Source organism: Flaviaesturariibacter aridisoli, from assembly GCF_004343705.1.
Classification (GTDB): Bacteria; Bacteroidota; Bacteroidia; order Chitinophagales; family Chitinophagaceae; genus Flavisolibacter; species Flavisolibacter aridisoli.
Genome location: NZ_SKFH01000009.1, coordinates 128,424 through 150,771, shown reverse-complemented (window position 1 = coordinate 150,771; position 22,348 = coordinate 128,424). Strand labels below are relative to the sequence as shown.

Sequence of the window (22,348 nt, the reverse complement as noted above, 5' to 3'; positions counted from 1 at the left end):
GCTGGCCCTTCGGCCCTCGGCGGAACCAACCCGCAGTCGGTATCGACGAGCGGTTGGGACAACGGTGTGGATACGAAATACTGGATGATCGGTGTGAACACGACCGGTGCCACCAACCTGAAGCTTTCTTCGCTGCAGGGTGGTTCCAACACCGGCCCGCGCGACTGGAAAGTGCAGTACCGCGTAGGCAGCACCGGCACCTGGAACGACGTGACCGGCGGTACCATCGCTGTGACCACGCCTCCTGTTGCCGCCAACCCGGCCACCTTCTTCGGTGTGACCGACCTGGCCCTTCCGGCCGCTGCTGAAAACCAGCCGCTCGTGCAGATCCGCTGGGTAGTAGCCAGCACGGTTTCGGTGAACAACAGCACGGTAGCTTCGGGTGGCACGAGCCGCATGACCGCTATCTATGTAAAAGCTGCCGGCGGTGCTTCGACACCTGTTTACGTAACGGGCTACCAGAACCTCCCCGTAGGCAACGTAACTTCCTACAACGTGACCGGACTGGCCCCGAACACGACGTACTACTACGTGGTGCGCGCTACGAATGCATCGGGTACTTCGGTTAATTCGAACGAAATCACCGTTACCACGGCGATCGGTCCGAGCCTGACCGCTACGACCCTGACGGCCTTCGGCAACATCTGCCAGAATGTGACGTCTGCTGCCAACAGCTTCACCATTACCGGTAGCAACCTCGCCGCCGGCAACGTGACCGTTGGCCCGCTCGCAGGCTTCGCCTTCAGCACTACCTCAGGCGGTACGTACAGCTCCTCGCTGACCATCCCCACTACGGGCGGCGCGCTGAGCCAGACCGTATTTGTACAATTCACGCCCACGGCGCTCCAGGCCTACAACGGCAACATCCCCGTATCGGGTGGCGGCGCAACGGCCATCAACGTAGCCGCTTCGGGCACCGGTGCCAACAACGCCCCAACGGTAACGGCGGGCGCTGCTACCAGCGTGACCAACATTTCGGCTACCGTTCCGGCTACCATCAGCAACAACGGTTGCACGGCGGTAACGACCTACGGTGTTGAATACAGCACTACCAGCGGCTTCGCCAACGGTTCGGGCACGCAGGTGCCGGCCACCAACCTCGCAGGCGGCGCGTTCAGCGTCAACCTGGGCGGTCTCACGGCGAACACGACTTACTACTACCACAGCTTCGCCACCAACGGCGGCGGCACGGCCTACAGCACCCAGGGTTCCTTCACCACGGCCGCCGGCCCGGTGATCTCCCTGACGGCTTCAGCACTGGCTGCTTTCGACACGACTTGCGTCGGTACGGTTTCGGCACCGAAAAGCTTCACCATCACGGGTACTAACCTCACCGCGGGCAACATCACTGTAGCAGCTACCAGCGGCTACCAGTTTGCCACCACGGCCACCGGCCCCTACAGCCCGGCCCTGGCGCTCGCGCAACCCGGCGGCTCGTACAGCCAGACCGTATTTGTACAGTTCGCGCCCGCAGCGGTGCAGGCCTACAACAACGGCATCCAGGTGAGCGGTGGCGGCTTCGGCAGCACGATCATCGTCAACGCTACCGGTGCCGGTAAGGTGCAGGGCCCCACGGTGGTTACGCTCGACTCTACCAACATCAGCCACGGTTCGGTATCGCTCCGCGGCGCCGTGCTGGCCAATGGCTGCTCGGCCCTTACGGAAGAAGGCATCGAGTGGAGCACCATCGCCGGCTTCGCACCGGGCACCGGCACGCAAGTGGCCGCTCCGGGCATCCCCACGGGTGCCAGCTACCTGGTGAACCTCGGCAACCTCGTTCCGGGCAGCACGATCTACTACCGCGCCTATGCCCGCAACGCCGGCGCCATCGGCTTCGGTACGTTGAAAAGCGTGACCCTGCCGGGCCTCGTTGCCGGTCTGCGCATCTGGCCGGTACCCGTTGTGGCCGGACAGTCGTTCCAGCTGACCCTGACCGGAGTGAACAATGGCTACCACGGCATCGTGCTGTACAACAGCGTTGGTGCCCAGGTGTATCGCCGCAACCTGTTCCTCCAGGCGAATTACATCAACGAGCGCATCAGCCTGCCGGCCTCCCTGGCCGCCGGCACCTATGTGCTCCGCGTTGTAAACAACGACGGTACGGTTGCCAGCCAGACCATCGTGATCCGCCACTAAGACCAGACGGTTCTTATAAAAAAAACCTCGCTCTTCCGGAGCGAGGTTTTTTTTGCTCTGATCCAAGCAGGATCGAAAATGGAAAAGCCCGCTCGAAAGCAGGCTTCAATAACAGAGCAGAGTGGTCGGCCTAAGCGCCGCCCTCGGGGGGGAGGGGGCTGGGATCGCTCAGTTTGACGTCCACCATCCTCAGCTGCAGGCTTTTTTCGCCGTTCCATTCATTGATGTCGATCTTGTACACCACGTCTACGGGCTTGTTTTGCTCCAGCAGCGGCATCTTGTCGGCCATACCGAAGCCGATGCCCGTGAAGGTCACGCCGTCCTGACGCAGCGAGAAACGGAGGTGCTTTTCTTTCACCACGCGGCTGTAGCCGGTGTTCATCACACGGCGGCTGATGAAACTCGGGCGCAGGTTGTCGGGACCAAAGGGCTCCATCTGTGCCAGGATGTTATAAAAAGACTGCGTGATGTCGCGGAAGTTGAGCTCGATATCGATAAGGATCTCGGGGATCAGCAGGTCGGGGTGGATGGATTCCTTCACCACCTCTTCAAAGCGCTCCACGAATGCCTCCACGTTGTCGGGGTGCATCGTCATGCCGGCAGCATAGAAGTGGCCCCCGTAGCCGAGCAGCAGGTCGCGGCATTGGTGAATGGCTTCATACACGTTGAAGCCTGTAACGCTGCGCGCGGAGCCCGCCACCACGTCGCCGCTCTGCGTGAGCACGATGGTCGGGCGGTAGTAGTGCTCGATGAGGCGGGAGGCAACGATACCCACCACGCCCTTGTGCCAATGCGGTTGGTACAATACGGTACTGAGTCGGTTCAGCAATGTTTCATCGCCGCCGATGAGCGCGAGGGCTTCTTCCGTAATACTACTGTCGGCCTCTTTGCGCTGGCTGTTGTCGGTGTGCAGCTGCTCGGCCCAGCGGGTGGCTTCTTCGAGCGTTTCGGAGAGGAACAGCTGCACTGCTTTGCGCGCATCGTCCATCCGGCCGGCCGCATTGACCCGCGGCGCGATCATGAACACGAGGTTATTGATCTGCAGCGGCCCCTGATGGTTGCTCAGCACGGAGAGGGCGCGGATGCCGAAGTTGGGGTCGCGGTTGGCCTTCTCGAGCCCGCAGAAGGCGAGGGTACGGTTTTCACCGCTCATCGACACGATGTCGGCGGCGATGGCCGTGGCCACGAGGTCGAGGTACCACCAGGCTTCCTCCATGGGGAGCTGCATCTTTTCGCAGAGCGCGCAAATGAGCTTGAAGCCGACGCCGCAGCCGCACAGTTCCTTAAAAGGGTAGGGGCAGCCGGGTTGCTTGGCGTTGAGGATGGCCACCGCGTCGGGCAGGCGCTCGTCGGGCAGGTGGTGGTCGCACACGATGAAGTCGATGCCCAGGCTTTTGGCGTAGGCGATGAGCTCTACCGACTTGATGCCGCAGTCGAGCGCGATGATGAGGGTAAACCCGTTCTCGTGCGCGAAATCGATACCGGCCTTGCTCACGCCGTATCCTTCCTTATAGCGGTGGGGAATGTAAAAGTCGAGCCGGTTATAGTGCCGCGCCAGGAAATGGTACATACAAGCGACGCTAGTGGTACCGTCCACGTCGTAGTCGCCGAACACGAGGATCTTTTCTTCTTCGTTGAAGGCCTTGAGCACGCGGTCCACGGCCTTGTCCATGTCTTTCAGCAACCAGGGGCTGTGCAGCTGGTCGATGGTAGGACGGAAGAAGGCCTTGGCGGCGTCGAAGGTTTCTATACCGCGTTGTACCAGCACCTGGCACAGGGCCGGGTGTATGCGCAGGGCGCGGAAAAGTTCCTGGGCTTTTTCCTGCTCGGCATGAGCGATCCGCCAGCGTTTGGCGGAAACAGGGATTGTCGTTTTTGCATCCATCTTAATACCTCCTGTCGGTTACGTAGTTCACAAGATCTGCAAAGCCGGCCCGGATGGGCGACTCGGGGAAGGTTGCCAGCAGGTCGAGGGCTTCCTGCTTGTACGTCTGCATGACGCCCTGTGCGTACGCGATGCCGTTGTGTTGCTGCACGGCGTCGAGCACATACTGAACCTTCCTTTTGTCCCTGTTTTCGTTTTTGATGATGTAGATCAACTTCCGCCGCGTGGGGCGGTCGGCGTTGTTGAGCGTATAGATCAGAGGTAAGGTAAGCTTTTTTTCCTGGATATCGTTGCCCGTGGGTTTGCCGACGTCTTCGGAAGCGTAGTCGAAGAGGTCGTCCTTAATCTGGAAGGCGATGCCCACTTTCTCGCCGAACCGGCTCATGGTGGCCGTCAGGGCTTCGTCGCCGGAGGCGGCGTAGGCGCCCGCGGCGCAGGCGGCCGAGAGGAGGGAAGCGGTCTTGCCGGTGATGATCTCGAAATACACCGACTCGTCGAGGTTGAGGGTACGGGATTTCTCGAGCTGCAGCAGCTCGCCCTCGCTCATCTGGCGCACGGCGTTCGACAGGAGCTGGAGAATGCGGAAGTCGCTGTTGTCGAGCGAAAGCAGCAGGCCCTTGGCCAACAGGTAATCGCCCACGAGTACCGATATCTTGTTCTTCCACAATGCATAAACCGAGAAAAAACCTCTACGTTCGGAGGCATCGTCCACCACATCATCGTGCACCAGTGTGGCGGTGTGGAGCAGTTCCACCAGGGAAGCCGCGCGGTAGGTGGCCTCGTTCACGGTGCCGCAGAGTTTTGCCGAAAGAAAAACGAACATGGGCCGGAGCTGCTTGCCCTTGCGTTTCACAATGTACCGCATGATACGGTCCAGCATGGACACCTGACTGCTGGCGGCTTCCTTGAATTTCTGCTCAAAGATCCGCAGCTCCTCTTCGATCAAATTAACAGGTAGCCGCATTCGTAATTGGCAGGCAAGGTACAAAGGGCCTGATTAATAATTCACTATGGTATAAGAATTGCTGTTTCCCGGAATCAAATTGACAGAGAAATTAACTGAATTAAATACAAAAGTTTGGTATTTGTACGTCATCGTTTATTTTTGTCCCCAGGACTTAGTTTTTCAAATTTTAACACCCAGTGTATGGCAAGCAAAAAAATTACTCTATTGACAGGCGCATTGTGTCTGTTGGCATCGGCCGGGTTCGCCCAGACGAGCACTTCCACGTCTGTGGGAAAGAGCTCAGTAAGCGACTCTTCCGTAATCCCTTCGCGCCGGATGCCGCAGCATACGGAATTCATGAACGGTTCGTATAACTTCCCCGCGAAACCCCGCAACCAGTGGGAAATCGGTATCAAGGGCGGTCTGCTCAACATCTCCGGTGATGTGGACGCGTTGCCGAGCTGGGCTGCCGGTATCCACGTACGGAAGGCATTCGGCTACCTGTTCTCCGCCCGTTTGGAGTACATGTATGGCATTGCCAAGGGCCTCAACTGGCGCCCTTCGTATAACTACCGGTACAACCCGGCGTTCACGACGAATGTAAACAACGTGTACTCGCCCCTGTTGCCCACGAGCGGCTCCACCGGCGCTCCCGCGATCGTACCGGTTTATTACAACTACAAGACGAACATCCAGGACCTGATGCTGGAAGGCATCATCACCCTGAACAACGTTCGCTTCCACCGTGCCAAGACGGGCTTCGCCCTCTATGCAATCGCCGGTGTAGGCGGCTCGATCTACGACACCAAGGTGAACGCCCTGGATGCCAACGGTCAGGCTTATAACTACAACACCATCACCGGTGGCACGTGGAAAACCCGCAAAGACACCCGCAAGGCCCTGAAGAGCCTGATGGACAACACCTACGAGACCGCCGGTGAGAACCACGGTGAGCGTCGTCCGAAACTGTTCGGCATGAGCTACAAGACCGTAGGTACGGTAGGCGCCGGTATCGCTTTCAAGCTGAGCAACCGCTTCAACGTAGCGATCGAAGACCGCTTTACCTTCACCAACGACGACCTGTACGACGGTCAGCGCTGGGCCGAGCAAACCCCCGGTTCGCCCGTACTCACGCAGAACTTCGATACCTATAACTACGCGTCGCTCGGTATCAACATGAACCTGGGCGCCAAGTCGACAGAACCCCTGTGGTGGCTCAACCCGCTGGATTACGCTTACAGCGAGATCCGCAACCCCCGCCTGATGAAGCTGCCGAAGCCCGTACTGCCTGATACCGACGGCGACGGTGTGACCGACCAGCTCGACCTCGAGCAGACCCCCGCCGGCTGCCCGGTTGACGCGCACGGTGTGAGCCGCGACACGGACGGCGACGGTGTTCCCGATTGCCGCGATAAAGAACTCGTTACCCCGACCTACTGCCAGCCGGTTGACGCCGATGGTGTTGGTAAGTGCCCCTGCCCCGCTGATTGCGGTACCAAGAAGGACAGCAACGCCTGCGCCGCCGCCCTCGGTACCCTGCCCGCCGTTACCTTCAGCGGCAGCAGCGCTACCCTGAGCAGCGATGCCAAGAGCATGCTGGCTTCGGTAGCAGGCCGCCTCCGCAACAGCCCCGGTTGTAAAGTAGTGGTGATCGGCTACTGCCAGAGCACCAAAGCCGAGCAGCAGCGTAGCTGGGAGCGTGTGAACGCAGTGATTAACTACATGGTGGAGAAAGAAGGCCTCAGCGCTGACCGCTTCATCTTCCAGTACGGCCAGACCGGCGGCGACTGCAACACGGTTGACCTCCGCGGCGCTAACGAAGGTGAAGAAGGCCCGGCCAACGTTCCGGCTCCCCACCCGAACCTGCGCAACCGCTAATCCAGGCTTGTCTTTTAAGTCCGTTATACCAAAGCCCCTCGCAAGAGGGGCTTTTTTGTTTATTGGTCGATTAGTTTATTCGTTATTTGCTACCTGCCCGTCAACCAACCTCCTGAACCTCCTGAACCCGGTGCCTTTTAGTTAAATCTTAACGGGTGGGCCCCTTGCTCAGCCGCGGTAAACGCTAATATTGCCGGAACTAATTACCTTTGCCCCTCTTTATGCGTTTATTCCTCGTTTTATGCCTGGGCCTGATGCTGGCCTCCTGCGACAGTGTGTCGAAGGTGCTCAAGAGCAAGGATCCCGAATACAAGCTGCGCAAGGCGGAAGATTACTTCGCCAAAAAGAAGTACAGCTTCGCCCAGCAGATTTTCGAAGACATCATGCCTTACTTCAAGGGTACCCAGAAATTCGAGGACATCTACTACAAGTACGCCTATACGGCTTATTACCAGCACGACTGGGTGAATGCCGAGAACCTGTTCAAGACCTATGTGGAGGTGTTCCCGCACAGCACGCGCTCCGAAGAGATGGAGTACATGCGCGCCTACACCTATTACCGTCAGTCGCCGAAGCCCGAGCTGGACCAGACCAACACGATCAAGGCGATGGGAATGATGCAGACCTTCATCAACACCCACCCCGGCTCTGCCCGCAACAAGGAAGCCGGCGCCATCGTAGACGCGAGCCGTGCCAAACTGGAGGCGAAGGACCGCAGCGCGGCCAAACTTTATTTCGACCTCGGCCAGTACCGCGCGGCCGCCACCGCCTACGAAGCCGTCATGAACAACTACCCCGATTCGCAGGAATCGGACATGTACCTGTTCATGGCCATCAAATCTTACTACCTCTTTGCCCAGCTCAGCGTGGAAGAAAAACGCGAGGAGCGCTACGGCAAGGTGGTGGACGAATGCACCGACTTCATGGACCGCTTCCCGCAAAGTAGCTACGTGAAGGAGGTGCAACAATTCTTATCTTTGTCGCAAAATCAGTTAAAAGCAATTGCCCATGAGCCGTCTAAGACGCCAGCATAGCGCCAGCCTCTCCAACAATGTGGAGGCAAAGGACCTGAATGATATGAAGAACCGTACCGGCAACGTGTACGAGTCGATCGCTATCATCGCCAAACGCGCCAACCAGATCAACATCTCCCTGAAAGAGGAACTGCACAGCAAGCTCGAGGAGTTTGCCAGCCACACCGACAGCCTGGAGGAAGTGCACGAGAACAAAGAGCAGATAGAGATCTCGCGCGCCTACGAGAAGATGCCGAACCCGGCCCTCCTTGCCACTCAGGAATTCCTGGAAGACAAGATCTACCACCGCAAGAACGAAGACGACCTGTTCCGTTGAGGAACACTTCCGCCTATCGCATACAAAGCCATATCGTACCGATATGGCTTTTACTTTCGAAATAATCAATATTCAATGCTCAATTTTCAAGGCTCCAGGTAAACAGCCCCTTGAAAATTGAGCATTGAGCGTTGAACATTGAACATTTCTTTCACGCCCTGTTTTCTATCTTTAACCGCATGTCTCTTTCTGGCAAAAAAGTTTTACTCGGTATCACCGGCTCCATCGCGGCCTACAAGATCCCGATGCTCGTACGCCTCCTGGTAAAGGAGGGCGCCGAAGTGCGGGTGCTGATGACCGATGCGGCCAAAGACTTTGTGTCGGAGCTGACGCTGTCCACGCTTTCGAAAAGTGCCGTGCTGAGCAAGTTGTTCGACGAGGCTGCCTGGGCCAACCATGTGGCCCTCGGCCGCTGGGCCGACGTGTTCGTGCTGGCACCGCTCAGCTGCAACACGCTCGCCAAAATGGCTTCGGGGCAGTGCGACAACCTGCTGCTCGCCACCTGGCTTTCGGCTACCTGTCCTGTGCTGGTGGCCCCGGCGATGGATGAAGACATGTGGCATCACGGCTCTACCCGCAGCAACCTTGAAAAGCTCCGTAGCTGGGGCGTGCAGGTGCTGCCGGCCGAGCACGGGGAGCTTGCCTCCGGACTGGTAGGAGAGGGCCGTATGGCCGAGCCGGAAACGATCCGCGACTGGCTGCGCCGCTTTTGCGCCGTACGCGGAGAGCTGGCGGGCAAAAAAGTGCTGGTGACGGCCGGGCCCACATACGAAGCCCTCGATCCCGTTCGTTTTATCGGCAACCATTCTTCCGGCAAGATGGGCTATGCCCTGGCGGTGGAGCTCGCCTTCCGGGGCGCCGACGTGCGCCTGGTGTCGGGCCCGGTGTCGCTGCCGGCACCGGCGGGGGTAGAGGTCGTAAAGGCATCATCGGCGCAGGCCATGCTGGAAGCCTGCCTTGAACGCAACGACTACGACATTGCCGTGATGGCGGCTGCCGTGGCTGACTACACGCCGGTGGAGGTAAGCGAACAAAAGATCAAGAAGGCGGAAGGCGGACTGACGCTTACGCTGAAGAAAACCGCCGACATTCTCGGAACCCTCGGGAAGCAGAAGAAGGATGGACAGGTGCTGGTGGGCTTTGCCCTCGAAACAGAAAACGAAGAAGCGCACGCCCGCCAGAAGCTCGAACGCAAGGGCGCCGACCTGCTGGTGCTCAACTCGCTCAACGATGCGGGCGCCGGGTTCGGCACCGATACCAATAAAGTGACCCTGTTCTACAAAGATGGCCGCCAGCGTCCCCTGCCGCTGCAAAGCAAAACGGACGTGGCCCGCTCGATCGTAGACGCAATAACCGAATTGATCTGAATGAAAAAAATACTCGTGATCGCCCTGCTGCTGTGGGGCAGCGCCGGAAAGGCGCAGGAACTGCAGGCACGCGTGTCGGTAGTGGCCCAACGCGTTTCTTCGCAGGTGGACAAGAAGATCTTCACTACGCTGCAAACGGCGCTCAACAACTTCATGAACGCCCGCAAGTGGACCACCGACACCTGGCAGCCGCAGGAGCGCATCAAATGCAACTTCCTCATCACCGTCACCGAAGACCTGGGTAATAACGTTTTCAAGGCTTCCCTCACCGTACAGGCCGCAAGGCCCGTGTACGGCACCTCGTATGAGTCGGCGCTACTCAACTTCCAGGACAACGACTTCGTGTTCAAATACATCGAGTTTCAGCCCGTTGAATTCAACGAGAACCGTGTGCAGGGCAACGACCCGCTGGCCTCCAACATCACCGCGATGCTGGCCTACTACGCCAACCTGATTATCGGTCTCGACTACGATTCCTTCGGTCCCCGCGGCGGCGATCCCTACTTCATCAAAGCACAGAACATCGTGAACCAGGCCCCGGAGGGCCGCGACATTTCGGGCTGGAAAGCCTTCGACGGTGTGCGCAACCGCTTTCGTCTCATAGAGAATCTTACCGACAACCGGTTCACCCTTTTTCACGACGCTGTTTACGGTTACTACCGCAACGGCTTCGACCAGCTGACCAGCAATGAAGACGCGGCCCGCGCCAACCTGCTCACGGTGCTCAACAACCTGGAAAGTGTGAACCGCGATAACCCGAATATGATGTTCCTGGCAGTGTTCTTCCAGGGCAAGAGCAACGAGCTGTTCCGCGTGTTCAGCAAGGCGAAACCCGAGCAGAAGCAGCGCGCGCGCGAGCTGCTCTCCCGGCTCGACGTGACCAACACCCAACTTTACAAAGACCTTAAATGATGCGCTGGATCCCGATCGCGGCACTTTGCCTGCTGGGCGCCTGCGCCCAAAACGAGCGCCTGCCCGACGACGTGCTGCCGCCCGCGCGCATGGCTCCGGTGCTGAAAGGCGTCATCGCCGCCGATGAATACGTTGGCCTGCAGCAAGAGCAGGGACCGCTCGCAGATCCCAACGCCGAGCGCATTCACCGCTACCGCGCGGCCTTCCGCGACGCCGGTGTGAGCGAAGCCGAATTCCGCCGCTCCTTCACTTACTACAAAGCACATCCCGCACTGTTGCGCAGCCTGTTCGACACGCTGCAGCGACAGCCCAATATCGATTCGGCCGCGGCTCCTGCGGGCTTGCGCCGTAAAGGACGCCCGGCTACACCGGGCAATGTACAATAGCAGGTGCGCCCGGTAAAAATCGGGAGCGGTGAACCGCGGTTCCTTATTTTTGGAGCCTATTCGCGCTATATGAACAAGGTTTATGAAAACGCGGCCGCGGCCGTATCCGATATTGCCGATGGCGCCTCCATCATGCTTGGTGGCTTTGGCCTGTGCGGCATACCAGAAAACTGTATCGCGGCGCTCCGCGACCGGGGTGTGAAAGACCTCACCTGTATTTCCAACAACGCCGGCGTGGATGACTTCGGCCTGGGCCTGCTGCTGCAAAGCCGCCAGGTTCGCAAGATGATGGCTTCCTACGTAGGCGAAAACGCCGAATTCGAGCGGCAGCTGCTGAGCGGCGAGCTCGAAGTGGACCTCATCCCGCAGGGTACCCTCGCCACGCGCATCCAGATGGCGGGCATGGGCATCCCGGCCTTCTTTACACCCGCAGGTGTCGGCACCGAGATCGCCGATGGAAAGGAAGTGCGCGCATTCAACGGGAAGCAATACCTGATGGAACATGCACTGCACGCCGACTTCGCCATCGTGAAGGCCTGGAAGGGCGACCGCTACGGCAACCTCGTTTTCCGCAAGACCACCCGAAACTTTTCTACCTCCATGGCCAAGGCCGGGCACATCACCATTGCCGAAGTGGAGGAGCTGGTAGAGCCCGGCGCGCTCGACCCCGACAGCATCCATGTGGCGGGCATTTACGTGCACCGCATCTTCCAGGGTTCGGGCTACGAAAAGCGCATCGAGCGGCGCACCGTGAAGATGGCGGATGTCTGATCGCTGATGCCTGATTTTATTCCGGCATCACTGCCTCCGACTTCGCCCTTCCGACTTTAACCACTCTATACCTGATTGCACTATGTCCCTAGATAAATATGGTATTGCCAAACGCATCGCGCAGGAACTCCGCGACGGCATGTATGTAAACCTCGGCATCGGCATTCCCACGCTGGTAGCTAACTACGTTCCCGCAGGCATGTTCATCATGCTGCAAAGCGAAAACGGCATGCTGGGCATGGGCGCCTACCCCAGCGAAGAAGCCATCGATGCCGACCTCATTAACGCCGGCAAGGAAACCGTGACGGTGGTCCCTGGTGGTGTCTTTTTCGATTCGGCCGAAAGCTTCGGTATGATCCGCGCCGGCAAGGTCGACCTCACGGTGCTCGGCGCCATGGAGGTAAGCGAAACCGGCGACATCGCCAACTGGAAGATCCCCGGGAAGATGGTCAAAGGGATGGGCGGCGCCATGGACCTCGTGGCTTCCGCGCGCAACATCATCGTGGCAATGATGCATACCAATCCGAAGGGCGAGTCGAAGCTGCTGCCGGCCTGTACGCTTCCGCTTACCGGTGTGGGTTGCGTGAAGAAGATCGTGACCGAGCTGGCCGTACTGGACGTTACACCCGGAGGCTTCCGACTGCTGGAGCGTGCGCCCGGCGTGTCGGTGGAGGAGATCCAGGCCAAGACCGCCGGCAAGCTGCTGGTGGACGGCGATATTCCTGAAATGAAATTCTGATTGAGTCAGCAAGGCACGAGCCGCGCCAGGTCTTCGAGCACCTGGTCGGCGAGGTCGCGGTGAAGCGACGGCTCCAGCCGCCAGCTACGGCCGCTGCGCGTGGCTTCGATCTCGGGTACGCTGCGGCATATGGCCAGCAGGCTGTCGGGCACGAGGCGTACCATGTTGTTGTGCTGTACAAGCTCGTAGCTCACAGGCTGTCCGTCAACGAACAGTACGGTGCTGAAATGGATCGAGGGAATGGCTTTCTCGTGCATAGGGGAGGTGGACCGTAAAAATACGGTTGGCCCACTCCCGCCCGGAATGCTTCGCATCTTTTTTGCCGGCGCTATCGGTTTCGCTATACAAGAGCTACAGGAATCTGCTTATCAGAAAGGATAGCCGATTGCCAGGTTGTAGATGATGTTGGAGCGGCGCCAGTCGCGCTGACTGAATTTGATCGCATTGATCACCCACGGATTCTGTTCCCAGGGCTTGCGGATCGGGAAGCCGCCGTCGAGGCGGATCACGAAGATCGTCACGTCGAGGCGAATGCCGATGCCCACGTCCACCGCCAGCTGGTTGAGAAAGTTCCCTCCGAAGCCGGACCCGGGTCGTTCGGGATCTTCCTTGGCCAGCCAGATGTTGCCGGCGTCGATGAACACGGCGCCATACAGCGGCCCCGAAATATGCGGGCGGAATTCGGTGTTGAGTTCCATCTTGATATCCCCGGTCTGGTCGCCCAGAAACGTTGTTGCCGTCGTGTCGAAAAAAGTGCCGGGCCCGACTGAGCGGCTGCGGAAGCCGCGCAGGCTGTTGTTGCCCCCCACGAAGAATTGCTTGATATAGGGCATCTGGCTGGAGTTGCCATACGGGATGCCGTAACCGAGAATGAGGCGGTTGACCCAACTGGAGCGGAGGCCCACCTTGCGGTACCAGCGGCCATCGACCTCAAGCTTTACATACTGGTCGAAGATCGCGCCGGCGATCCGCTTCGGGCGCGTTTTGGCCGTAGCGCCGGTAAGGAGGCCGGCTACGTTGCCGGAAACATCCACCAGCCCGTTGAAGTAAAACGAGTTCAGTTTTACCAGGCCGTTGGCCACCTCGTTGAAATTATACTGGAAGTTGGACCCCAGCACGAACTGCGAATCGACCACGTGCCTCAGGTAGGGATGGCTGCGTACGCTGTCGCGGTATTCCTGCGTTACGTTGATCGGCTGCACGTAGTTGATGCTGACCGGGTTGGCCTCGATGCTTACCTGCGGCTTCGGCTTCCAGGAATACCCTAACTGACCGCGGAAGGAATTGACCGTATAGAGCTTCATACGCTGCAGTGCGTCGTAGCCCAGCTGGATGTTGGTGCGGGGCACGAATGCGCTGGTAGTATTGACCTTGAAGAAAGGCACTACGAAGCGTGGGATCGAGAAGGTGGCCTCGGCACCCGCGCGGTAGGTATTGTAGCCCTGGAAGGTGCCGCCGAATTGCGTTTCCGTGCCGATGTAGCCGCTCACCACCAGTTGCTCGGCCTGCCGGAACGTGTTGCGGTTGCGCCAGGTAACGTTGATCTGCGACCCGTTGAGGTTGTTCGACTTGGTGGTGAGGCCGATCTCGGCCCGAAGATTCTTCTTCGGCTGCGGCGTGAGGTAGTAGTACGCATCCAGCTTGGCGCTGTCGCCCACGGGCTCGAAGCGGTTCTTGACGTAGCGGAACTCGTTGAGGTTGATGAGGCGCGCCAGCGTGGTGTTGTGGTCGGTGCGGTTGTAGAGGTCGCCGGTACGGAAGACCATAATCCGCGGCCAGAACCAGTCCTTCAAGCGCTTGCGACGGTCTACGATCTGAAAGCCCTCGTAGGGATGGGCCGTAGAAATACTGGTATCGGGATTGTTGCCTGTAATGCGGTAGTTGGCCAGGATGTAGGTATTGTTGATGCGGTAGGGCACGAGCGCGTCCTGCGGCGCGTCGGGCTTCACCACCAGCACCATGTCCACCTTGTGGCTGCCGATCGTGCTGTCCACCTGCATGAGCAGGTATTCGGGGTTGAAGTAGAAATAACCTTTTTCCTTAAGGCGCGCGTCGATGCGGGTCCGCTCGCCCTTGATCACGTCGAGATCGTAGGGATCGCCTGGCTTCAGCAGGCTTTTGTCAACGTCGGCACGGATGTCGCGCGTTAGCTCGATGCTGTCGGTCGGAAAACGGACGCTGTTGATGGTGTATTGCGGTCCGGCGGCGACGTTCACGTTGAGGTGCCCCTTCCGTCCGCTCACCACGGAGTCGATGGTCGTGTGCACGAGGAAGAAGCCCTTGTTCTGCGCGTGGTTGTCGAGCAGCTTGATGTTGTTGTTGATGTCGATGCTGCTCAGGAGTACGGGCGGCTCGCCGAGGCGGTCGCGCAGGCGGCCGAAGAAAGAGTTTGGTTTCGCCTTGTAAAACAGGTTGTAGATGCCAAGCTTGAAGCGGAGGCCGAGGAAGCTCGAGTTGGGCCGCGGGCGAACCAGGTTTTCGAGGTCTTCATCAAGCACTTTGCGCTGCCGCACCGTCAGGTCGTCGGTCTGGGTGATCTTGGTGCGGGCGCCGGTATACAAATGTTCGCCTGGGGGCAGGTGCTTGGTCCCGCTGCAGCCGGCCAGCAGGATGCCGCCCGTGAGGGCGAGTGCGTAAAATGCCTTGCTCATTCTTGTTCCTTTTCTTTAGATCCTTGTTCGTTTGCGGTAGGCGCCGGTGCCACGGCCGGAGTGCGGTCGGGGTTCTGCGGCGGCAGTTGTTCCTGGTTTTCTTTTTCGCGCTTCTTTACCTCGCGACGCACACGGCGGCCCTGCAGCACCTCGCGGAAGCGGTTGTAATCCACCGAGAGGATAAAGCCAAGGCCTGTCTCGATCACATAACCATCCACGAAGCCTTCATAATCGTTGCGGCGGTAGAAGCGCAGCATGTAGCGTCCGTCTTTGCTCAGTTGGTAGTTTACCTGCACATTGCCGGCGATGTTGTTCGACGACTGGTTGCCTTGTTGCGGACCCTCTAGCTGGAAGTTGCTGCCCACGGTCACCTGCAGGCGGTCGTTGAGCAAACGCTTGCTGAGGCCCACGTTGAGATCGGTGCGGCTGCGGCGCTCGCCCGTGGTATAGTCGTCGCTGGAGGCGACGTCGAAGTTGAGGTCCACGCCGCTGATAAGACCGGACGCGAGGTTATTGAGTTGCTCGGTAAGCAGCTTGCTCACGCTGGTGCGGGCAAAGGAGCCGGCATTGAAGCCGCCACCGTTCGACTGGAACGGGTTTTCACCCACAAATCGGTTGAGCAGCAGCACGGCGAAAACCTGCTTGTTTAGTTCCGAAGGCTCCTGGCGCAACTGCGCGAGGCGCGTATTGACCGTGTTCACCACGTCGCCGGCCACGTTGAAGCTGCGGCCCGTCGGCAGTTGGATGTCGAAGCTCAAGTCGGGCTTCATCAGCTCGCCGCGCAGGTACAGCAGGATCTGGAACGGCAGCTTCTGCAGAAAGTAGTTGCGTTGCGTCGGCTCGGGCACCACCTGCTCCACGAGGTCGAGCGGTGCGGTGACGGCTTCGTAGCGGCCCGTTACATCGAGCTGCGCGGCGGTGGGCTCACCCAGCCAGGTAATGCGGCTGCCGGCATCCACCGTAAAGCGGCGGCGCAGGAAGTTGAGCGAAAACTGGTAGGCGCCTTCGTTGATCACGTAGGTGCCGGTGAGTGAGATCTTGCCGCTCGGGTCAACGCCGGCCGTCAGGTTGCCCTGGCCTTTAAGGTTGAGGAGGTCGCCCTGGGCCACGTCCACGATCACGTTGAAGGCCGCTTCCTTTGCAATGTCTATGTTCACCGACACGTCGAAGCCGAGTATGTCGGAGCGGTTCAGTGTATCGTAATTTTTGAACAGCGTATCCGAGGCCGGGTTGCTGAAGTCGACGAACTCCACAACGCCGTCGCGGTCTACCACGCCGGGCTCGCGCTGCGGGATGACAATCGACAAGGCGGTGCCGTCTTTCACGCCGATATTTCCGTCCACCACGGGAGCCGTTTCGGTGCCGCCGATGTGTACGCGCGTGTCGAGGTAAAGTTTACCGTAATAGAGACTGTTCTGGCGTTTCTCGGTATTGAGCGCGCGGAAGTTATTGGCGTTGACGTCGAGATCGAAGTTGTAATTGGTGAAGTTGCTGGTGGCCACGGTGCCGTTGAGTGTCAGCGCGTTTTGCGCCGAGTCGCGTATGACGAAATTGTCGAAGCGGAAGCCCTGCTCGGTAACGGTAAGTTCCTCGTTATCGATGGTCAGCGGGCCGCCGAGGGCGACGGTGCTCAGCGAGGCGTTGTTGAAGCGGAGCGTACCGTTGACTTTGGGTGCGGCGGTCGTGCCGCGGATCGATGCGCCACCGGAGATGTTGCCGGAAGCGTCGGTCACGAAGGAGGCGAGTGCGCCGCGCAGCGACTGCAGCTGCAGGGCGCGGATGGCGAGATTGAGGTCCAGGGCGATGTCGCCGCCGGCCTGTGGATCCAGGGTACCCGAAATACCGAGATCGTTGCCCTTGCCCGTTACCGTCACATCGGCTACGTAACGGTCTCCGGACGCGTTGTTCACCCGCAGGGCCACGTTGCCGATGGTGTCTTTGCGGAAGCTGAGGTCGGAGATCGTCAGGTCGCTGGTGAAGAGCGGGTTTTTGGGCAGGTTTCGGAAGCTGGCCCCGCCGTTGAGCAGGCCGTCGGCGAGCAACGAGTCGGGCCGGAGGAAGCCGGTGATGGTGCCGAGGCGGAAGTTGGTAAAGCGCACATCCAGCGGGCTGCCCGTTCCACCCTGGCTGTTGATGGCGAGCGACTGCCCGTCGCGGCTCAGCACGAAATTATTGGCGCCGATGGCGGTAGGCGTTATGGTCAGCTGGTTACCGGCGCCGATGCTCCAGGCCTGGTAGTTCAGCAGGAGGCTGTCGGGGCGCAGCGACAGCACATAGGTGCCCTTGGCCGGTTGCCGCAGGAGCCCGCTGAGGCGGTACTTCGGTGCATTGGCCTTGTCGTTTACCCCCAGGTTGAAGTCGATCACGTTGTTCTGCACCGTGGCCGTCAGGCGTGCGTTGTAGATATTGAAGGTGCTGCCGCTGAAGAAGCGGCTCAGGTCGCCGGACACCTGCAGGCCGGCCGGCGTGGTAGTCACGGTCAGGTTGAGGCCGCTGATGTTGTTGCCGTTGAAGGCCAGGTCGGGCGCGGTGACGTTGGCGTTGATTCCGCGGCCGCTCGCAATCGTACCGTCGGCATGCAGTGGCTGGTTGAACGACAGCCCGGGCAGCAACGCTTTATACAGCGGCGCATTCGTCGCATCGAGGCGGAAGGTAATGTTGTAGGGCTGCACCGTAGCGGCCTTGTAGCTGTTCCCCACACCGAAGTAGGGCTGTATGTTGTTCTGAATGATGTAACCCAGGTCGGAGAAGCGGTAGCGGCCGTTGAGGTCGGCATTGAGGAAGGGGCTGCGCACTTCCATAATGTTGTTGGAGCCGTTGTGGTACGACACGAGGCTCAGGCTGTCGAAGGGGGCGCGCTCCTTGCCCGATACCAGCAAGGCTTCGGTAACGAACAACCGCGCGTCAAGGTGGTCGGTGCTCAGCTCGGTCACCTCGCCGTTGATGCGTCCGCGGAAGGTCAGGGGCTGCGTTGTAAATCCGAGCGGTAGCGTCTTCACACTGTCTACAAACCCGTTCACTTTAAACGTAAGTGCCTTCCCGTAGGTGCCGGTCGTGTTGAGCGTCAGGTCGATGTTGGGATCGCGCACATCGGTCTTCACCGCGAAGGTGGAGGGCGTCAGGCGACCGTCGAGGCGGATGTTCTTGTAGTTATACTTATTGTAGGTCACCGCCGGAACCGAGCCGTTGAAGCGGGCATTGATCGTATTGGGCGTGAGTCCCGAGCCGTTGACGCGGAAGTTGGCCGTCAGCGCGCCAACGGGTGCCTTGCCGCGCAGGATGCGGTCGAGGCGGAGGCTGCGTGTGGACAGCGTTGTATGGTAACGGGTCTTCTCCGGCACGGTCAGGTTACTGAAGGTGCCGTTCACCGCAGCGTTGCCGTATTCGGTGGCCATGGCCAGGTTGGCCGAGATGCTTTCCATGTTGCCCGACAGGGTGCCGCTGATGTCGTAGTTCTCGGGCAGGTCCATCTGAGCGTTGTCGAGGCGCTTTCCGGTAAAGGTGGCGATGTCGGTCTGCGACGTATGCAGGCGGCGGATGCGGAACGTTCCGCCGGCGGCTTTGGGGTTGTTCAGCCCGGCGAGCGTGCCGGAGGCGTCGATGCGGGTATTGCGGAGTCCGCTGAACTGCAGGGCCGCGATCTGGAGGCGGTCCATCGTCCCGGAGCCCTGCAGGTTGAGGGTCCACACGGCCGAGGGGTTGCGGAAGGCGGGATTGCTGCGCAGCTGCGGGGCAAAGGCGAGGATGTCTTTCACCTGCACGCGGCTGTCGCGGATGTCGACGTCGAAAAAGGTATGGGCGAAGTCTTTTGCCAGCGCGTCCTGCGAGGCGTAGCGCAGCTCGGCGGAACGCTGCAGGCTCGTGCCGGGGGTGCGGAGCGACAGGTTGCGGAGGTAGGCCACCTGGTTGGCGTAGAGCAGGTCGCCGCGGAGCTCGTCGAGCTGGAAGCCGCTCTTTTCACGAAAGTTGCCCTTAGTCACGGAGGCGGCGATGGAGTCTTTATGGAACACGAGGTTCTGGATGCCCAGGGTCAGGTCGGAGCCGTCGAAGTGGGCGTAGTCGATGCCGTAGGGCTGCCGCAGCGCGTTGTCATTGTCGAAGCGGATATGGTTGCCATTGAGCTCGATCGCGTCCACACGCACCGCCCAAGGTTCCGAAGCAATGGAGTCGGCCTTGTGCGCAATGGCGGCTGCTACGGCACGCGCCTCGGGCTTGCGGCCGAGGCGGATGACGATGTCGTTTCGGTCGAGGCGGAGGGAAGCCAGGTGCAGCACCTGCTTTTCCAAATCGATGTCGCGGCCCTGGAGCAGCAGGTCGCCGATCTTGAGCTGGGTATAAAAGGCGGAGGTCTCGTTGCCGTAGTCGATCCAGGAGTCGCGGAGCCGCACCTGGCCGAGCGTCAGCTTCGGCGCGGGCGACCGGGCGGGCGTGGCCGATGCATTCACGGGCGGCGCGGTCAGCGGGCGCGTCTGGTAATAGCGCACGCGCAGGCCCTGCACGTCCACCAGTGGCACGTTGAAGCGTAAGCCGTAGGGGTCGAGCGTGTCGATCTTCGCGTCCATCCGGGCGATCGTGGCGTCCATATCATTGCCGGTCAGCACGTCTTTGTACAGTACGTGACAGTTCTTCAGCCCGAGGTTGCGTACTTCGAGCTTCATCACCGGCGAGGCGGCGGTATCGGGGTTCTTGGATTGTTCGCCCATAAAGGCATCGAGCACAAACTGGAAGTTGTAGACCGTGTCGGGAAGCACGCGCTTCACCTTGGCGGTGACGTTTTCAAACTGGACGTCTTTGATCGCCAGCTCGTTGGAAAAAATGCGGAAGAGGTCGATGTTGGCATGCACGCGGCCACCGGCAATGAGGGTGTCGTGCGTGCGGTCTTCCATGTACAGGTTTTCGATGGTCACGAGGCGGGGAAGGCCGATGCGGATGGAGCCGATCTCCACGCGGGTGTGCAGTTTTTCCGACAGGTAGCCGGCCGCTTTGTGACTGGCATAGCGCTGCACCGGCGGCAGCAGCAGGAGCAGGGCTACCACCACAACAAAAAGCAGCAGGAACAGCACGGTTTTGAGAAGCACGCGGGCGATGCGCTGCACGGGCGTGCGACGATGAACGGTCAGGGTGTTTTTTTCTGTTGACATCGGAAGGTCCTGTTGGCGTAGCCCTATGGAGGCAAATAGCAGACCCTGCCTTTTGAAAGGGCCCTGTGGAGCCTTTTCTACAGCGTCAACCATTGCTTTTTCCGGGGTTGAAAAGAGGGCCGCCGATCCCGGGGGGGCATCGGGGGTGCTTAACAGAAGATTAATCAAAAGCAGCATAGCCCGTCCCCCGAAAACCCGTATCTTTGTCCTGTTATTTGAGTGCCTCGCGTTAAGTACAAGTGATTTTGCTTCTGTTCAGTCTTTCCCCCCGCTGTTCTGTCAATCGTCCTTTACTTTTTTGCCCCGACTACTCAAAATTTTTAATCGTTCTTTTTTTAAAAAAGTAAAGCATGAACATTTATGTTTCCAACCTGAGCTTCAACGTTCAGGACGAAGACCTCCGCGCCTTCTTCACCGAGTACGGCGACGTATCGTCTGCCAAAGTGATCACCGACAAATTCACCGGCAAGAGCCGTGGTTTCGGTTTCGTAGAAATGCCCGACAACGAGGCTGCCCAGAAGGCGATTGCCGAACTGGACAACGGTATCGTTGAAGGTCGCACGATCCGCGTAATGGAAGCCCGTCCGAAAGAAGCTCGTCCGGAGCGTTCGGGTGGTGGTTTCGGCGGTGGCAACCGTGGTGGCGGCTTCGGCGGCAACAACGGCGGCGGCTACAACAAGAACCGTTACTAAGCAACGATAGTTCGCAAGAAATGGCCCCGACGTTTTCGTCGGGGCTTTTTCATGCCCGTTTGGCCAAAAAGAAAGGCCACCTGGACAGGTAGCCTTGTTGCCTTGCTTATTTCCGAACAAAAATTGCTAAATCTGATGCAGGGCGGAAGCTCCCTCTGCCAGCGACAGGGGCGCCGCGCCGAGCAGCTCCGCCATATAGTGTGCGCAGAGCTCATTGCTGGGGTAATGTGCGATCTCGGCAGCCATCCGGCGGGCATTGTGCGCGTATACGGAACTGCCCAGCACCTGGTCTACAGCTTCCCGGACCTGTACGGGCCCCGGCAGCTCGGTGCGCAGGTTGATGCCGAGCTCGAAGTAGCCCACGCGGGCGCAGATCTCGTTCTTGCCTTCGTGCACACCGGCGGTCACCATCGGCACCCCGTGCTCCAGGGCAAGCAGTACGCCCCCGTAGCCGCCGTTGGTCACGTACACGTCGGTATAGGGCAGCACGTCGCTGAAGGGAATAAAGTCTTCGATGATCATGTGCGGCTCGGGAAAACGCTCGCGGAGGGCGGCCGTGTCGCTGCCGCCCGTCGTGCATAGCACCAGGCAGTCGCTGTCGCGGAAGGCTTCGAGGGCAGGCACCAGCAGCTTCGTTATATCCTTCTCCACCGTGCCCTGTGTCAGCAGCACCACTTTTTCATACCGGTTGAGTCGCTCGTCGAACCAGGCCTGGGTGCCCGAAGGCTTGCGCCAGGGCAGCAGTGCGCCCACGAAACGGATGTTGCGGCCGAGGTCGCTGCGGCGGAATTCAAAGCCCGGCGTGCCGCTCTGCAGCAAACGGGTGGCCTTTTTCGTATTGAGGTCGAACACGTTCCGGCCCACCGGCTCGATACCATGCGCGCGCAGCAGGCGCCGCATCACCTTGTCGGGCCGTGCAAACAGGATGCGGTTGGCTACAAAGCGGAGCAGGTCCTGGCGGCGGCGTCCGGCAAAGGAGGCGGAGGGCGTCATGCCGAGGCCGGCCGGGGGAAGATCGCGCGAGCTTTCGGTGAGCGGAACGATACCCATGGCAAACACCGGTACCCGCATCAGGTCGGTCACGAACGGGATGGCGCCGAAGGCTACGTCGCACACCAGCGCGTCGAACGGGAATTCTTTGCGGATGGCCTGGAGGTCTTCGAAATATTCCGGGGCTCGCAGGATAAAGCAATGAACGAGGTCGAACACGAGCTTTTTTACCTGCGACTTCAGCCGCGCCCGCTCGGGGAAGAGCGTGTCGATGTCGTCGGCGTGGACGTCCTTCGCTTTGCGCAGGCAGTAAAAGCGCAGGCCGAGGCGCTCCACCTTTTCCCGGTAATCGGCCGAGGTATACCAGCGCACGTCGCAGCCTTTTTCAGACAGGTAACGGGCGAGGCCGGTCAGCGGGCTGAAGTGGCCGTCGAAGGGCACGCAGGCAAAGAGCACCTTCGTGCCGGGCTGCAGGGAAAGCAGGGCTTGCGGGTTCATGGTTGC

16 protein-coding genes are annotated in these 22,348 nt (G+C 59.7%); 10 read left to right on the top strand and 6 right to left on the bottom strand.

From position 1 onward, the window contains the following. Nucleotides 1-2,136, top strand: a 2,136-nt coding sequence (locus E0486_RS08065) for a beta strand repeat-containing protein (protein ID WP_131851645.1), incomplete at its 5' end; no start/stop codon positions are given. Nucleotides 2,137-2,266: 130 nt separating this feature from the next. On the opposite strand, the gene recJ is transcribed toward E0486_RS08065, so the two are convergent. Further along, nucleotides 2,267-4,021 (bottom strand): single-stranded-DNA-specific exonuclease RecJ, encoded by a 1,755-nt coding sequence (recJ, locus tag E0486_RS08060; protein ID WP_131851644.1) that lies wholly within the window; start codon nt 4,019-4,021, stop codon nt 2,267-2,269. Nucleotide 4,022: 1 nt separating this feature from the next. Beyond that, complete coding sequence (locus tag E0486_RS08055; protein WP_243697403.1) at nt 4,023-4,967, bottom strand: polyprenyl synthetase family protein; 945 nt, start codon at nt 4,965-4,967, stop codon at nt 4,023-4,025. 336 nt (nt 4,968-5,303) lie between these two features. Between E0486_RS08055 and E0486_RS08050 the strand changes: the two genes are divergently transcribed. From E0486_RS08050 to E0486_RS08015, 8 genes are all read left to right on the top strand, one after another. Continuing rightward, complete coding sequence (locus E0486_RS08050; RefSeq protein ID WP_243697402.1) at nt 5,304-6,845, top strand: OmpA family protein; 1,542 nt, start codon at nt 5,304-5,306, stop codon at nt 6,843-6,845. Nucleotides 6,846-7,066: 221 nt separating this feature from the next. Next, nucleotides 7,067-7,879 carry an outer membrane protein assembly factor BamD gene (locus E0486_RS08045; protein ID WP_131851641.1) on the top strand — a complete coding sequence of 271 codons (813 nt, stop codon included), beginning with the start codon at nt 7,067-7,069 and terminating at the stop codon, nt 7,877-7,879. After that, a complete protein-coding gene (locus E0486_RS08040) occupies nt 7,854-8,195 on the top strand; it encodes a DNA-directed RNA polymerase subunit omega (RefSeq protein ID WP_131851640.1) in 342 nt (113 codons plus the stop codon). The genes E0486_RS08045 and E0486_RS08040 overlap by 26 nt, the downstream gene beginning before the upstream one ends. A gap of 179 nt (nt 8,196-8,374) precedes the next feature. Further along, entirely contained in the window at nt 8,375-9,562 is a 1,188-nt protein-coding gene (gene coaBC, locus E0486_RS08035; RefSeq protein WP_131851639.1) for a bifunctional phosphopantothenoylcysteine decarboxylase/phosphopantothenate--cysteine ligase CoaBC, read from the top strand. After that, the gene (gene porD, locus E0486_RS08030; RefSeq protein WP_131851638.1) at nt 9,563-10,474 is read left to right on the top strand and encodes a type IX secretion system protein PorD; all 912 of its coding nucleotides are present in this window, start codon (nt 9,563-9,565) and stop codon (nt 10,472-10,474) included. Further along, nucleotides 10,471-10,860, top strand: a complete 390-nt coding sequence (locus E0486_RS08025) for a DUF4296 domain-containing protein (protein ID WP_131851637.1) — start codon at nt 10,471-10,473, stop codon at nt 10,858-10,860. The genes porD and E0486_RS08025 overlap by 4 nt, the downstream gene beginning before the upstream one ends. A gap of 69 nt (nt 10,861-10,929) precedes the next feature. Further along, nucleotides 10,930-11,631: a CoA transferase subunit A gene (locus tag E0486_RS08020; RefSeq protein ID WP_131851636.1), complete on the top strand. Its 702-nt coding sequence runs from the start codon at nt 10,930-10,932 to the stop codon at nt 11,629-11,631. A gap of 82 nt (nt 11,632-11,713) precedes the next feature. Continuing rightward, nucleotides 11,714-12,370: a 3-oxoacid CoA-transferase subunit B gene (locus E0486_RS08015; protein ID WP_131851635.1), complete on the top strand. Its 657-nt coding sequence runs from the start codon at nt 11,714-11,716 to the stop codon at nt 12,368-12,370. Between the two features lie 5 nt (nt 12,371-12,375). On the opposite strand, the gene E0486_RS08010 is transcribed toward E0486_RS08015, so the two are convergent. From E0486_RS08010 to E0486_RS08000, 3 genes are all read right to left on the bottom strand, one after another. Continuing rightward, a complete protein-coding gene (locus E0486_RS08010) occupies nt 12,376-12,627 on the bottom strand; it encodes a hypothetical protein (RefSeq protein WP_131851634.1) in 252 nt (83 codons plus the stop codon). A gap of 111 nt (nt 12,628-12,738) precedes the next feature. Then, nucleotides 12,739-15,021, bottom strand: coding sequence for a translocation and assembly module lipoprotein TamL (gene tamL, locus E0486_RS08005; RefSeq protein ID WP_131851633.1), 2,283 nt, complete (start codon nt 15,019-15,021; stop codon nt 12,739-12,741). Then, nucleotides 15,018-20,162 (bottom strand): translocation/assembly module TamB domain-containing protein, encoded by a 5,145-nt coding sequence (locus E0486_RS08000; protein WP_165917240.1) that lies wholly within the window; start codon nt 20,160-20,162, stop codon nt 15,018-15,020. Before E0486_RS08000 ends, tamL begins: the two co-directional genes overlap by 4 nt. A 350-nt stretch (nt 20,163-20,512) precedes the next feature. Between E0486_RS08000 and E0486_RS07995 the strand changes: the two genes are divergently transcribed. Next, a complete protein-coding gene (locus E0486_RS07995) occupies nt 20,513-20,854 on the top strand; it encodes an RNA recognition motif domain-containing protein (RefSeq protein WP_131851631.1) in 342 nt (113 codons plus the stop codon). 126 nt (nt 20,855-20,980) lie between these two features. On the opposite strand, the gene E0486_RS07990 is transcribed toward E0486_RS07995, so the two are convergent. Beyond that, on the bottom strand, nt 20,981-22,342 hold the full coding sequence (locus E0486_RS07990; protein WP_131851630.1) for a glycosyltransferase: 1,362 nt from the start codon (nt 22,340-22,342) through the stop codon (nt 20,981-20,983). Nucleotides 22,343-22,348: the final 6 nt, after the last annotated feature.